Source organism: Longimicrobium sp., assembly GCA_036377595.1.
Lineage (GTDB): Bacteria > Gemmatimonadota > Gemmatimonadetes > Longimicrobiales > Longimicrobiaceae > Longimicrobium.
The window spans coordinates 104,820-118,353 of the sequence record DASUYB010000088.1 but is presented as its reverse complement, the minus strand read 5'-3'; the positions used below and the strand labels follow the sequence as shown (position 1 = coordinate 118,353).

Annotated in this window: 12 protein-coding genes; 11 read left to right on the top strand and 1 reads right to left on the bottom strand. The window is 73.6% G+C overall.

Going from position 1 to position 13,534, the window contains the following annotated elements; all coding sequences use genetic code 11:
* From VF092_12705 to VF092_12655, 11 genes are all read left to right on the top strand, one after another.
* The coding region (locus VF092_12705) for a hypothetical protein (GenBank protein ID HEX6748147.1) at nucleotides 1-613 on the top strand (613 nt) is incomplete at its 5' end.
* A gap of 304 nt (nucleotides 614-917) precedes the next feature.
* Nucleotides 918-2,423 carry an MraY family glycosyltransferase gene (locus VF092_12700; GenBank protein HEX6748146.1) on the top strand — a complete coding sequence of 502 codons (1,506 nt, stop codon included), beginning with the start codon at nucleotides 918-920 and terminating at the stop codon, nucleotides 2,421-2,423.
* Nucleotides 2,424-2,649: 226 nt separating this feature from the next.
* Nucleotides 2,650-3,855: a glycosyltransferase family 4 protein gene (locus VF092_12695; GenBank protein HEX6748145.1), complete on the top strand. Its 1,206-nt coding sequence runs from the start codon at nucleotides 2,650-2,652 to the stop codon at nucleotides 3,853-3,855.
* On the top strand, nucleotides 3,855-4,961 hold the full coding sequence (locus tag VF092_12690) for a glycosyltransferase family 4 protein (protein HEX6748144.1): 1,107 nt from the start codon (nucleotides 3,855-3,857) through the stop codon (nucleotides 4,959-4,961). Before VF092_12695 ends, VF092_12690 begins: the two co-directional genes overlap by 1 nt.
* Complete coding sequence (locus tag VF092_12685) at nucleotides 4,958-5,623, top strand: class I SAM-dependent methyltransferase (protein HEX6748143.1); 666 nt, start codon at nucleotides 4,958-4,960, stop codon at nucleotides 5,621-5,623. Before VF092_12690 ends, VF092_12685 begins: the two co-directional genes overlap by 4 nt.
* Entirely contained in the window at nucleotides 5,620-6,528 is a 909-nt protein-coding gene (locus tag VF092_12680; GenBank protein ID HEX6748142.1) for an FkbM family methyltransferase, read from the top strand. Before VF092_12685 ends, VF092_12680 begins: the two co-directional genes overlap by 4 nt.
* A complete protein-coding gene (locus tag VF092_12675; GenBank protein HEX6748141.1) occupies nucleotides 6,525-7,937 on the top strand; it encodes a hypothetical protein in 1,413 nt (470 codons plus the stop codon). Before VF092_12680 ends, VF092_12675 begins: the two co-directional genes overlap by 4 nt.
* A gap of 274 nt (nucleotides 7,938-8,211) precedes the next feature.
* The gene (locus VF092_12670; GenBank protein HEX6748140.1) at nucleotides 8,212-9,357 is read left to right on the top strand and encodes a glycosyltransferase family 4 protein; all 1,146 of its coding nucleotides are present in this window, start codon (nucleotides 8,212-8,214) and stop codon (nucleotides 9,355-9,357) included.
* An 8-nt stretch (nucleotides 9,358-9,365) separates the two neighbouring features.
* Nucleotides 9,366-10,340: a class I SAM-dependent methyltransferase gene (locus tag VF092_12665; GenBank protein ID HEX6748139.1), complete on the top strand. Its 975-nt coding sequence runs from the start codon at nucleotides 9,366-9,368 to the stop codon at nucleotides 10,338-10,340.
* Between the two features lie 399 nt (nucleotides 10,341-10,739).
* A complete protein-coding gene (locus VF092_12660) occupies nucleotides 10,740-11,627 on the top strand; it encodes a glycosyltransferase (protein ID HEX6748138.1) in 888 nt (295 codons plus the stop codon).
* Entirely contained in the window at nucleotides 11,624-13,162 is a 1,539-nt protein-coding gene (locus VF092_12655; protein ID HEX6748137.1) for a hypothetical protein, read from the top strand. The genes VF092_12660 and VF092_12655 overlap by 4 nt, the downstream gene beginning before the upstream one ends.
* A 183-nt stretch (nucleotides 13,163-13,345) precedes the next feature.
* Here VF092_12655 and VF092_12650 read toward each other — a convergent pair whose 3' ends face one another.
* The gene (locus tag VF092_12650; protein ID HEX6748136.1) at nucleotides 13,346-13,477 is read right to left on the bottom strand and encodes a hypothetical protein; all 132 of its coding nucleotides are present in this window, start codon (nucleotides 13,475-13,477) and stop codon (nucleotides 13,346-13,348) included.
* Nucleotides 13,478-13,534 lie beyond the last annotated feature (57 nt).

The window sequence follows — 13,534 nt, the reverse complement described above, 5'->3', positions numbered from 1 at the left end:
CGCCGACGCGCGCGACTGCGTCCCGAGCCCCGCCGGCTACGACGCGCTGCAGGCGGCGCCGCTGCTGTGCGCGGGGCTGATCGGCTTCCGCGCGTACCGTATCGCCGGCGACGCGGAGCGGCTGGGGATCTACGGCTTCGGCGCCGCCGCGCACATCCTGGCGCAGGTGGCCGCGCACGAGGGCCGCCGCGTCTTCGCGTTCACCCGGCCCGGGGACGAGGCGGGGCAGGCGTTCGCGCGGGAGCTGGGCGCCGCGTGGGCCGGCGGGTCCGACGACGCGCCGCCGGAGGAGCTGGACGCGGCGATCATCTTCGCGCCGGACGGGGCGCTGGTGCCCGCCGCGCTGCGCGCCGTCGGCAAGGGCGGGACCGTCGTCTGCGGCGGCATTCACATGAGCGACATCCCCGCGTTTCCGTACGAGATCCTCTGGGGCGAGCGCACCGTCCGCTCCGTGGCCAACCTCACCCGCGACGACGGGATCGAGTTCCTGCGCCTGGCGCCGCGCGTGCCCGTGCGCACGGAGGTGACCACCTTTCCCCTCGCCGAGGCCAACGAGGCGCTGGACTGGATCCGCTATGGCCGCGGGCGCGGCGCCGCCGTGGTGGTGCCGTAGGCGGGGATTGCCCCGGGGCGCTCGCGGCGACGATCTCCGCCCACCCGGGATCGCCGTAAAGCCAGATGTTTCGCGGCATGAGCGGCCGCGTGAAGGGGGAAGATCCGGCGCAAGGCGGGTCTGTCCATGCCCTTCTTGACCGGAGGCGGCAGCGGCATTAATCTGATGCCCGTCCTATGGTCGGAACTCCCCATCATTGCTCGACTTAGTCTTCCCCGGCGCGAACCTCGGCGCCGGGCCCGTGTACCGGAAACAGACGTAGCTCTCCGCGGCCTGTCCGCACCCCCCGCAGCCCGGCTCCTCCGTGGCCATCATCCTCACCGCATTGCTGGCCTCCGCCGCCACGGCGCTCGCCGTGACGCCGCTGCTGCTGCGCTTCCTGCTGGCGCGCGGCATCTTCGGCCATGCGCGCGTGAAGGAGGGGGTGGAGCACAAGCCCGTTCCCCGCCTGGGCGGCGTCTCGATCTGCGTGGCGACGACGGTGGGGGTGGCGCTGGCGGTGCCGCTCGCGTCGGATCTCCATCTCGACCGCCCGCTCTTCTTCTTCGGCGGGCTGCTGGCGGCGGGATGGCTCCTCTTCGCGGCGGGGGTGGTCGACGACCTCTACAACCTTCCCCCGAAGACCAAGCTGGCCGCGCAGGTGGCCGCCGCGCTGATGGCGTGGACCTTCGGCTTCCGCATCGAGCAGTTCACCTTCGGCGGCACGCTGGACCTGGGCGCGCTCTCGCTTCCCGTCACCCTCCTCTGGATCGTGGGCGTCACCAACGCCTTCAACCTGATCGACGGGCTCGACGGGCTGGCGACGGGGATCGGCCTGGTGGCCCTCTCCACCACGCTGGCGGTGTCGCTGGCGGTGGGGAACTGGGAGGCGGCGCTGGTCTGCGCCGCGCTGGCCGGCGCGCTGCTGGGCTTCCTGCGCTTCAACGTGCGCCCCGCGCGCATCTTCCTGGGCGACTCGGGGAGCATGTTCGTGGGCTTCATGCTCGCCGTCCTCTCCGTGCACGGGGCGACGAAGAGCGCCACGGCGGTGCTCACCGTCATCCCCCTGCTCGTCCTCGCCCTTCCGCTGATCGACACCTCGCTGGCCATCGTGCGCCGCTGGCTGCGCGGGCGCCCGATCTTCAGCGCCGACGAGCACCATCTCCATCACCGGCTGGTGGCCATCGGGCTGACGCACACGCGCGCGGCGGTGCTGCTGTTCCTGATGGCGGCGGGGTTGGCCACGTTCGGGCTGATGCTCTTCTTCGCCCCGCAGCGCGCGGTGGTGTGGATCGCGGTGGCCGGCGGCGCGGCGTCGGCGGGGCTGCTGCTGTTCGGGATCAAGCGGCTGGGTTACCACGAGTTCGTGGAGGCGGGCGCCGTCGTCGCGTTCGGCGCGTCGCGGCTGCGGCGCTCCATCCGCGACCGCATCCACGCGCGCGACGTGGCGCAGGTCATCCCCCACGCGGAGACGATCGACCACCTGCGTGCGATCCTGACCGACAACGCCGAGGTGATGGGGCTGCTGGACCTGGTCTTCTGCCGCTGCTCCGACGCCGACGGTGCCCGCCGCGCGCTCCCCGCGCGGCTGGCGGCGCGGGCGCTGAAGGTCGACTTCCCCGTGGCCGGCGGGAGGGAGAGCGCCGACCCCTGGGTGCTGCGCGCCTGGTGCGACGGTTCGGACCCGCACGCGCTGCCGTACGCCGTGCGCACGGTGCACGTGCTGGCCGACGCGGTGCGCGCATGGCTGGAGGACGGCCCGCGCCCGCTGACCAGGCCGGTCGAGGCGCGCGCCCCGCTCCACGTCGGCGGCGAGTCGCCCGCCTGGTGACGGGCTCTCCGATGGCGGCGGCGGATGCTCGGCGCGGAAGCTCGCTTTCGCGCCGCCCTTCTTTAGGGGACAGGGGACAGGGGACAGGGGACAGGGGGGCTGTCTCGGGACGGGCTTCGGCGTGTCGCGCGGGCCCTCATCCCCCCCGGCCCCCCTTCTCCCGAACTGCAGGAGAAGGGGGGAGCACTAACCTCCGGGGGCAGACTTCCGGCGCGGGGGGATCGCGATGAGGGTCGCGTACCTGAGCGCGTCGGGGCGCATCGGGGGGGCGGAGCGGACGCTGCTGGACCTGGTTGCCAGCATCCGCGCGGCCGAGCCGGGGTGGGAGCTGCACCTCGTGGTCGCGGGCGACGGGCCGCTGGCGGACGAGGCGGCGGCGCTCGGCGTCGCCATCCACCGCCTGCGGATGCCGCGGCTGCTGGAGACGCTCGGCGACGCGCGCGCCAGCAACGGCGGTTCGCGCGCGGCGCTGCTGGCGCGCCTCGCCGCCGCCGCGCCCGCGGGGATGCTGTGGATGCGGCGCCTGCGCGCGCTCCTGCGCGGCATCGCGCCCGACGTGGTGCACACCAACGGCTTCAAGATGCACGTCGCGGCGGCCATCGCGCTGCCGGACGGGCCCGCGCTGGCGTGGCACGCGCACGACTATCTTTCCTCGCGCAGGGTGATGGCGTCGGCGCTGCGGCGGCTGGCGGACCGGCCGGACGCCGTGATCGCCGTCTCGCGCTCGGTGGCGGACGACGTGCGGCGGGTGTGCGGCGACGGCGTGCGCGTCGAGGTCGTGCACAACGCGGTCGACGTCGCGCGCTTCACGCCGGACGGGCCGCGGCTCGATCTCCACGCGCCGGCGGGGATGCCGGCGCCGCCGCCGGGGACGGTCTCCGTCGGGCTCGTGGCGACGATGGGGCTGTGGAAGGGGCACGACGTCTTCCTCCGCGCGATATCGCATCTTCCGCAGGATCTTCCGGTGCGCGCGTACGTGGTCGGCGGGCGCATCTACGCCACCGCGGGGAGCGAGGTCGATCCGGACGAGCTGCGGGAGATGGCGTCGGCGCTGGGGATCGCGGACCGCGTCGGCTTCACCGGCTTCGCGGACGATCCCGCGGCGGCCATGCGCGCGCTGGACGTGGTGGTGCACGCCAGCACGCAGCCCGAGCCGTTCGGGCTGGTGATCGCCGAGGCGATGGCGTGCGGGCGCGCGGTCGTGGTCTCCGCGGCCGGCGGCGCGGCGGAGATCGTGCGCGACGGCCAGGACGCGCTCGCCGTCCCCCCCGGCGACGCGCGCGCGATGGCGGAGGCGATCCGCCGGCTCGTAGTGGACGCGGGTCTCCGCGCGCGGCTGGGGGCGGCGGGGCGCGCGCGGGCGGAGCGCGACTTCGACCGCGCGCGGCTGGCGCGGCAGGTCGTCCCCCTCTACCGCTCGCTGGCCGGCTGATGCGCGTGCTGCACGTCTACGCGGGCAACCTCTACGGCGGCGTGGAGGCCATGCTGGCGACCTTCGCGCGCCAGCGCGGTCTCGTCCCCGCGATGGAGCCGCGGTTCGCGCTGGCGTTCGAGGGGCGCCTCTCCCGCGAGCTGCGCGAGGCGGGCGCGGAGGTCGCCCTCCTCCCCGGCGCGCGGATCAGCCGGCCGTGGACGGTGTGGGGCGCGCAGCGCGAGATGGCGAAGCTGCTCGCCGCGAATCGCCCCGACACGGCCGTCTTCCACTCCGCGTGGGCGCACGGCATCTTCGCGCCGGAAGCTCGACGAGCGGGGATCCCCATCGCCTTCTGGCTGCACGACATGGCGTCCGGCGGCGCGGCGGAGCGGCTGGCGCGGCGCACCTGGCCGAACCTGTCCATCTGCACCAGCTACTCCGTACGCGAGACGCTGGGGCAGATCTTTCCGGGGCCGGGCGGCGGCACCGTCGTCTATCCGTCCGTCCCCGCCCCGCCCGACCTCTCCGCCGAACGCGAGGCCGTGCGTCAGGAGTTGGAGACGGACGCGGATTCCGTCGTCGTGATCCAGGCGAGCCGGATGGAGCCGTGGAAGGGGCACCGGGTGCACCTGGAAGCGCTCGGCGCGCTGCGCGACGACCCGCGCTGGACCTGCTGGCTGGCCGGCGGCGCCCAGCGCCCCCATGAGACCGAGCACCGCGACGAGATGCGCGCGCTGGCCGAGCGGCTGGGGATCGCGGGGCGCGTGCGCTGGCTGGGCGAGCGCGCCGACGTGCCGCGGCTGCTGGCGGCGGCGGACGTCCTGTGTCAACCGAATCTTGGACCCGAGCCCTTCGGGATGACGTACGTGGAAGCAATGCATGCGCGGCTCCCCGTGGTCGCCGCGGCGCTCGGCGGCGCGCGGGAGATCGTCACGCCGGAGACGGGGATGCTCGTCGCCGCGGACGATCCCGCGGCGACGGCGGAGGCGCTCGGCACGCTGCTCGGCGACGCGGAGCTGCGCGGGAGACTGGGCGCCGCCGGCCCCGCGCGCGCCCGCGAGCTGTGCGATCCGGAGATGCAGATGCGGCGCCTGCACGACCTGCTGGCGACGGTTGCGCGATGACGCAGCCGGGCGTGGAGGAGCGCGCGCGCCAGAGCCTTGGCTCCAGCGGCGAGGCCATCTACCGCATGGTCGCGGACGCGATCGCCGCGCGGCACGCGGGCGGCGGGACGCTGGTCGACGTCGGCTGCGGGAGCGGCAAGCTGTGGCCCTTCGTCCGCGACCGCTTCGAGCGCTACGTGGGCGTGGACGCGGTGCGCTACGACGGCTTCCCCGCCGGGGGCGAGTTCGCCGCCGCCGACCTGGACGCGGGCGAGATCCCCGTCCCCGCGGGCTCGGGCGACGTGGTCGCGGCGGTGGAGACGATCGAGCACCTCGAGAATCCCCGCGCGTTCGTCCGCTCGCTCGTCCGAATCGCGCGGCCGGGGGGATGGATCGTCATCACCACCCCCAACCAGCTGTCGCTGCTGAGCCGGGCCACGCTGCTGGCGCGCGGCGAGCACAACGCCTTCCGCGACGCCAGCTACCCCGCGCACATCACCGCGCTGCTGGAGGTGGACCTGCGGCGGATCGCGGCGGAGTGCGGGCTGGAGGAGGTGTCGGCGGCCTACAGCGGGAGCGGGCGCGTGGTGCTGACCGGCGCGCACTATCCGCGCTGGGTGTCGCGCCTGTGGCCGCGCGGCTTCTCCGACAACGTCCTTCTCGCCGGACGCAAGCCGCGGTGAGCGCCGGGGCCCCGCTGCACCTGCGCGTGCTGGCCTGGGCGGTGCGGCGCCTTCCCGCCGGGCGCTACCGGGTGATGAACCGCGTCCCCCGCGGCGGCGGCGCGTTCCAGGCGCGGCTCCCGCGCGCGGCCGGCGGCTACGCCTACGCCTGCGACCTGCGCGACCTGATCGCCCGCGAGGTGTTCTTCACCGGCGCCTACGGGCCGCAGGAGACAGCCATCCTGCGCGCGACGCTGCGTCCCGGCGCCACCTTCGTGGACGTGGGCGCCAACTGGGGATATTTCACCCTGCTCGCCGCGCACCTGGTGGGCGGCTCCGGGCGGGTGATCGCGATGGAGCCGGACCCGCGGCTGCACGCGCTCCTGGCCGGCAACGCCGCGGCCAACGGGCTGCGGCAGGTCTCCGCGGTCGCCGAAGCGGCGTCGGACCGCGAGGGGATGGCGGAGCTGGCCGGATGCGACCTGGCGACCGGGAACTGGGGCGTGTCGTCGATCGTCGCGAAGACGGCCGGCCCGCGCTTCGAGGTGCGGACGCGGCGGATCGACGAGCTGCTGGACGAGTGGGAGGTGGAGCGCGTGGAGCTGCTGAAGATGGACATCGAGGGAGCCGAGGAGATGGCGCTGGCGGGGATGGCGGCCGGGCTGGCGCGCGGCCGCTACCGCCGCGTGCTGGTGGAGCTGCATCCCACCCTCGCGCCCGGCGGTCGCGGCCTCGCCGCGCGGGTGCGCGGGACGATGGAGGGCGCGGGGTACCGCGGCTGGTCGGTCGCCTCGTCGCGCGCGGCCACGCGGCGGGCGGCGTACCGCGCGGCGGACGCGCGCTCGCTGCTGCAGCCGCTGGACGCCGGCGCCGACGACGCCTGGCCGCACCAGCTCTGGATCGCCCCGGGAGAGGAGCCGCTGTGAGCCACGTCCGGCCCGTCCCCGCCTTCGGCGCGCCCGCCGCGGCGGCCCCGCCGGGGATCGCCGCGCGCGCGCGCCGCCCCGACTTCTGGGTGCCGGCGTTCGTGGTGTTCGAGCTGGCGTGCGCGGTGCTCCTCCTCTTCCCCGACTTCGGCACCTCGCGCCTGGTCCTGCGCATCGCCACCTTCGGGGCCAGCCTGGCGCTGCTCGTTCTCCTGCGCGGCAGGGGCGGGCGCCATCCCGCGGCCATCGCCGGCGGGCTGGCGCTGATCGTGGTGGCCGTCCAGATCTTCCATCCCGACACCACCAACTACCTGGCGGGGACGGCCCAGGCGGTGCTCTACATCGCCGTGATGGCGCCGCTGTTCTGGGTGCCGCGGCTGGACGTGGACCTGCGGGTGATCCGGCGCGTGGCGCTGATCCTGTGGGCGTTCCACACCGTCAGCGCCGCGCTGGGCGTGCTGCAGGTGTACTTCCCCGGCCAGCTGCAGCCGCACCTGTCGTCGATCATCGCGTCGCGCCGCGGCTACGTGGAAACGCTGATGATCACCACCAACACCGGCGTGCGCACCTTCCGGCCGATGGGGCTGACCGACATCCCCGGCGGCGCGGCCATCTCGGGGCTGTACGCCATCCTCTTCGGCACCGGCTTCTTCCTCACCCGGCGGCGGGTGGGGATGCTCGCGCTCTCCGCGCTCAGCATGGTGCTGGGGATGACCTGCCTCTACCTCTCGCAGGTGCGCGCGGTGCTGGTGATGACGGGGATCGCGGTGATGGTGATCGGCGGGATCCTCGTCTGGCGCCGCGACGTGGCGCGCGTGGGGACGCTGGCGCTGGTGGTCGTCTCCGTGGCGGTGATCGGCTACACCGCGGCGATGTCCCTGGCCGGTCCCTCCGTCGCCAAGCGCGTGGCCACGCTGACGGCGAACCGTCCCGGCGCCGTGTACTACAACGAGCGCGGCCACTTCTTCTACGACGCGATCGCGAAGACCCTCCCCGAGTCGCCCTTCGGGATGGGGCTGGGGCACTGGGGGATGATGGCGACCTATTTCGGCCAGGGCGCGCCCAGCACCCGGGACGTCTGGGTGGAGATCCAGTGGGCGGGATGGATCGTGGACGGCGGCGCGCCCTTGGCGCTGCTGTACTGCGCGGCGCTGCTGGCCGCGCTCTGGGCGATGTGGAAGGTGGCGCGCGCGCCGGCGCCGGAGGGGTCGCCGGACCTGCCCTTCTGGGCCACCGTCGTGCTGGCGTACGGGATCGGCGCGTTCGCGCTGACCTTCTCGTATCCCATCTTCCTGTCGCAGCCGGGGATGGAGTTCTGGCTGCTGAACGCCGCGCTCTTCGCCGCCGCGCGCCACGCCCGCCGCGAGGCGCGCGCCCGTGCGGCGCTGCGCGCGCAGGCGGCGTCGTGAGGCCGGCATCGGCGCGGGGGCTCCCCCCCACCCCCGGCCCCTCCCCCACGAAGGGGGAGGGATGGGGGAGGGGAGACCTCACCGCGAAACGCCGCTTCGGCCCGGGTTTCCTGATTCGTCCTCGGCGACGGTCGCCTGTCGCGCCGATGCGTGCGTTGGAGTCCGCGAAGGCGGACTTCCCGATGTTCCAGCCCGGGGTTTCAACCCCGGGTGGAGGCGGGCTCGGGCTGCACGATTCGCGATTCGATCACCCCATCTCCATCATCCCCCGCCCATGAAGCCGTGGCTCGTGGTGGCGGGGGATTTCGTGACGACGGGGGGGATGGACGCGGCCAACCACGCGCTCGCTTCGTACCTCGCCCGGCACGGACGCGAGACGCACCTCGTCGCGCATCGCGTCGCGCCCGATCTCCAGGCGCTGCGCGAGGTGACCGTACTCCGGGTGCCGCGGCCGCTGGGGTCGCACCTCCTCGGCTTTCCCCTCCTCGACTGGGCCGCGTCGCTGCAGGCCGGGATGTTCCCGCACCGGATCGTGACGATGGCCAACGGCGGCAACTTCCACCGCCGCCGCGTCACCGCCACCTGGCTGCACTACGTCCACGCCGCGTACCGCCCGGAGATCGTGGGGCGGCCGGTGCGGCGCATGGTCGAGCGCGCGGCGCGGTGGCTGGCGCTGCGCGACGAGTGCGCCGTCGCCCGCCGCGCGCGCGCGGTGATCGCCAACTCCGACCTCACCGCGCGCCACGCCGTCGAGTTGCTGTCGGCCGATCCCGAGCGCGTGCACACCGTCTACTACGGCGCCGACGCCGAGCGCTTCCGGCCACCGTCGGCGGAGGAGCGCGTCGCCGCGCGGCGGGCGCTGCGGGTGGACGAGGACGCGCCCACGCTGGCCTTCGTCGGCGCGCTGGGGGACCGCCGGAAGGGGTTCGACACGCTCTTCGACGCCTTCGCCTTCCTCCGCGCGTCCGAGCCGGGGTGGGACGCGACGCTGCTCGTCGCCGGGGCGGGGGGCGAGCTGGAGGAGTGGAAGCGGCGCGCGGCCGAGGCGCGGCTGGGCGATCGCATCCGCTTCCTGGGCTTCCGCACGGACGTCCGCGAGGTGCTGTGGGCGGCGGACGCCGTGGTCGCGCCGACGCGCTACGAGGCGTACGGGCTGGCCGTGCAGGAGGCGCTGTGCACCGGCATCCCCGCCATCGTGAGCCGCGGCGCGGGCGTGGCGGAGCGCATCCCGGCGCCGCTGGACGCGCTGCTGCCGGGCGATCCCGACGACGCGGGGGAGCTGGCGGAGCGCCTCCTCGCCTGGCGCGCGGGGATGGCGGACCACCGCGCCGCCGCGCTCGATCTGTCCACGCGGCTGCGGGCGTGGACGTGGGATCATATGGCGGCCCGCATCGTGGACATCGTCGAGGCGGCGGCGTAGCTTTGGGCGTGCAACCGGACTCCCCTCCCTCCACGGCCCCATCCCCCCACGCCGGCTTCGCCCCTGTCGCCGCCTGCTGGGTGTGCGGCGGCACCGATCTCCATCCCGTCCACACCGCGGTCTTCGAGCTCTCCGAGTACGCGCGGCAGGACCCGGAGCTGGCCCGCTACACCGGCGCCGGCGTGCGCATCGTGCGCTGCGCGGCGTGCGGCTTCGGGCAGCCCGAGGCGCTTCCCGCGCTCCCGGACTACTTCGGGCGGATGTACGACCAGCGCTGGTCGGCGGAGTGGATGGAGACGGAGTTCACCTCCGGCTACAAGGACCTGATCTTCCGCAAGGTGATCGAGGGGCTGGAGCGCCTCGTCCCCCAGCGCACGCTGCTGGACCTGGGCGCGCACGTCGGCCGGCTGATCCACGTCGCCGCGGAGCGCGGATGGGCGGCCGAGGGCGTCGAGCTGAACCCGTCCACCGCCGCGTACGCGCAGAAGGCGACGGGGCTGCCGGTGCACCGGATGGACGCGCGCGAGCTGGCGCAGGAGGGGCGCCGCTTCGGCGCGGTGACGCTGATCGACGTGCTGGAGCACATCCCGCAGCCGGTGGTGGCGCTGGAGGCCGCGCGGACGGTGCTCGAGCCGGGCGGGTGGATCGCGGTGAAGGTGCCGCACGGGCGGGTGCAGCTGCGCAAGGAGGAGTTGCGCGCGCGCCTGAGCCGCGGCTACCGCGCGACCGTGGCCGACAACCTGGTGCACGTGAACCACTTCGGCGTGCGCTCGCTGCGGCGGGCGCTGGAGAACGCGGGCTTCGCCGACGTGCGCATTGCCATCGCCGCGCCGGAGCTGATGCCGCCGGGGCCGATGCGTGCGCGGCGGGCGGTGAGCAACGCGGTGCGGCTGGCGGTGTGGCACCTGGGGCGATTGCTGCCGCGAGGCGTGGAATCCCCCCTCTCGCTGCACCTGCAGGCGTACGCGCGGAAGCCGGGGTAGGTCCGGGGAGCCGAGGGGGACAGGGCGATTGAAATCGCGGCTACAACCACACGAAGTCCGCCTTCGCGGACTACAGGCTTCGGTGTGGCCGATGTGGCGGTGCGCGCGACAGGCTTCGCTCTGATGCCCGCTCATCGCGAAGATATTGGGGGGAGTCCGCGAAGGCGGACTTCTTGATGTTCCAGCCCCGGGTTTCAACCCGGGGATGAAGCTCACCGCACATCACCTCCGGCTGTCGTGCGGACGATGCCATAGATCCTTCGGCCTGCATGCATTGGCGCACCTGGCAATTGCAGTCTGGCCGGCCTCAGGATGACGTCGGGTCGGGTTTCGGGGCATCCCGTCCGCAGGATGACATCACGGCGGAATTCCATCTCCATCACCTCCAAGCCATTCCCGTTGAGCACGCCCGAGCTTTCCGTCGTCATCCCCACGCACGACAACCTGCCGATGCTGCGGCGCTGCCTGGAGTCGTGGCGGCGCCACGCGGACGGCGCGCCGGTGGAGCTGATCGTGATCGCCGACGGGTGCACGGACGGCACGGACGCGTACCTCGACGAGCTCTGCGCCACGGCGTGGGGGAAGCGGCACCTGCGCTGGGCCAATACCCCCGACGTGCACGAGCTGATGTGCACGAACCTCGGGCTGAAGGAGGCCTCCGCGCCGCTGGTGATGAGCTGGCACGACGACATGTTCCTGCAGGCGGACTGGTTCGTCCCCGAACTGCTGGCGACGTTCGCGTCCATCCCCGAGATCGGGCTGATGAGCCTGAGCCGCGGCCTCACCTTCACCCCCGTGGCCGCGCCGCTGGAGACGTGGCACGACACCATCGACTGGAAGCGCGTTCAGAGCACCATCGGCCCCGCGCCGCTCAACTGGGTGCGCATCCACGAGGTGGACGGGGTGATGCGGCCCTGGGTCGTCCGCAAGGCGTGCATCGACAGGGTCGGCGCGCTGGACGAGGCGTTCCGGCCGACGGAGTGGGACGAGGTGGACCTCTGCTACCGCATCCGCGCGGCGGGGTGGAAGATCGCCACGCACGGGTTCGAGCGCGGCGGCGCGTACGAGCACAAGGTGAGCTCCACCCTCTCCCGCACGCCGTCGGAGAAGCGGATGGCGCTGGGGCTGCGGAACGCGCGCATCTTCTTCGAGCGCTGGGGCGAGACCATCCGCCGCGAGCATCCCCGCGCGCGGACGGCGTGGCGGCGGCGGGCGACCCGCGCCGGGTGGATGGCGGCGATGAAGCAGATGGCGCTCTATGCCGTGGGCCTGAGGCGGAACGGATGAGCCGCACCCGCCGGGCGGGGATCACCGCCGTCTTCGGCTATCTGCAGTTCGCGCTGGCGCTGGTGAGCGGGATCGTGCTCGTCCCGTTCGTCCTGGCGCACGTGCCGAACGACCTCTACGGCGTGTGGCTGGCGTTCGGCGAGCTGCTGGCGTACTCGTCGATGGTCGATCTAGGCGTGGTGGGCGTGATCCCCTGGCTGATGGCGGAGAACGACGGGCGCGGCGACCGCGAGGCCATGCGCGGGCTGCTGGCCGGCGGCGTCCTCTTCTCCGCGGCGGCGGCGGCGGCGTTCGGCATCCTCGCCTTCGTGGCCTTCCGCCTGGCGCCGTCGGTCGCGCACGTGACCCCGGCGCAGCACGCCGCCATCTCCGGCCCGCTCGTCTTCCTCGTCGTGGCGATGGCGGTGGGGATGCCGCTGCGCACCTTCTACGCGGGGATCATCGGGCTGCAGGACGTCACCTTCTCCGGCGCGCTGTCGCTGGTGCAGGTGGGGCTGAACGTGGCGCTGACGCTGGGCCTGCTGCTGGGCGGATTCGGCCTCTATGCGCTCGCGGCGGCCACGGCGCTCCCCGGCGTGGTGGCGGGCGTCGCGAGCCTGGCGCGGCTGCGGCGCGTCGCCCCCGACCTGCTGCACGGCTGGCGCCTCCCCTCGCTCGCGGCGATGCGGACGATGACGGCGCAGGGGTTCGGCTCGTGGACGGCGGGGCTGGGATGGCGGATGGTGGCGGCGAGCGACAGCATCATCATCCTTTCCGTGCTCGGCCCCGGCGCCGCGGTGGTCTACGCGATGACGTTCAAGCTCGGCACCGTGGCGATGCAGATGAGCTGGCAGCTCCCCGACTCGGGGCTGGTCGGCCTGGCGCAGCTCAAGGGCGAGGGGCGGCCGGAGCGGGTGCGCGAGGTCGTCGTCTCCCTCCTGCGGATGATCCTGATCACCAGCGGCGGGGTGGCGTGCGCGATCGCGGCCTTCAACCCCAGCTTCGTGACGCTCTGGGTGGGGCCGCAGCGCTTCGGCGGGTTCGCGCTGAACCTGATGCTGGCGCTGGTGGTGCTCTCCCACTCCCTGGCGCACGGGCTGTTCACGACCAGCGCGACGCTGGGGACGCGCGTGCAGGCGGGCTGGGCGTCGCTGCTGCAGGGCGCGGTGAACCTGTGCGCGGCGATCCTCCTCGGCCGCCTGTTCGGGCTGGCGGGGATCGCGCTCGCCGCGGTGGTGAGCACGGCGGCGGTCGCGTACCCGGCCGGGGTGTGGATGGTGTGCCGCACCACCGGCCTGCCGCAGCGCGAGCTCTGGCGCCGCGCGCTGCGCCCGTGGGCGACCCGCGGCGGCGCGCTGCTGGTCCTCGGCACGCTCGTCGGATTGGCGATGCGCGCGAACGTCTGGCTGCCGCTGGCGCTGGCGCCGGTGCTCGCGCTGGTGTACCTGTGGGCGATGCGGCCGCTGTACGCGGGGCTGCCGCTTCCCGCGAGGGTGCGGCCGTGGCTGGCGAGGCTGAGATTGGTGCCGGAGGAAGTCCTAAGTCCTAAGTCCTAAGTCCCAAGTGCTGAGTGCTGCACTTTCAGCCGCGCTGAGTTCTCCCCTCCCCTGCGCAGCGGGGGAGGGGCCGGGGAGGGGGCCCGCCTGCGGCCGCGCGAATGCCGCGCTGACCGCGACGATGGTGCTCCTTGCGCCGATGAAGTCCGCGAAGGCGGACTGCGTGTGTTTGTAGCCGCGAGTTTACTCGCATTGTCGCGCATCAAATCTCGCATTGTCGCGCACAAATGCATCATCGCGCACAAACGCATCGTTGCGCACAAACCCATCGTCGCGCACAAACGCGTCGTCGTGCACAGATGCATCGTCGCGCATCAAATCTCGCATTGTCGCGCACCAATATTTTGTTCGAACCTCGAGCGTCGTCCTGGT